Genomic DNA, 580 nt, shown 5'->3' with positions numbered 1-580 from the left:
TATAGTTAGTAGTGGTAGACGCGAAACCGTGTGATCTACCCATGGGCAGGTTGAAGCTGTAGTAACATACAGTGGAGGACCGAACGGATATACGTTGAAAAGTGTTCCGATGACCTGTGGGTAGGGGTGAAAGGCCAATCAAACTCGGAAATAGCTCGTACTCCCCGAAATGCATTTAGGTGCAGCGTTGATTAATAGTTTTATAGAGGTAGAGCTACTGATTGGATGCGGGGGCTTCACCGCCTACCAATTCCTGACAAACTCCGAATGCTATAAAATGATCATCAGCAGTGAGGGCATGGGTGCTAAGGTCCATGTCCGAGAGGGAAAGAACCCAGACCATCAGCTAAGGTCCCAAAATATATGTTAAGTTGAACTAACGAGGTTGAACTGCTTAGACAGCTAGGATGTTGGCTTGGAAGCAGCCATTCATTTAAAGAGTGCGTAACAGCTCACTAGTCGAGCGGTTCGGCATGGATAATAATCGGGCATAAACATATTACCGAAGCTATGGGATAGAAATATCGGTAGGGGAGCATTGTAGTGTCGTCGAAGGTTGACTGTGAGGTTGGCTGGAGAA

1 rRNA gene is annotated in these 580 nt (G+C 46.6%); it reads left to right on the top strand.

Annotation, left to right across the window (positions count from 1 at the left end):
* Positions 1–580 (top strand): 23S ribosomal RNA (locus Q0739_RS14970); the annotation flags it as partial.

It is taken from the genome of uncultured Algibacter sp. (genome assembly GCF_947487605.1).
Classification (GTDB): Bacteria; Bacteroidota; Bacteroidia; order Flavobacteriales; family Flavobacteriaceae; genus Algibacter_D.
Note: the sequence above shows the minus strand (reverse complement) of the source record. Positions and strands in the feature narration are given on the sequence as shown.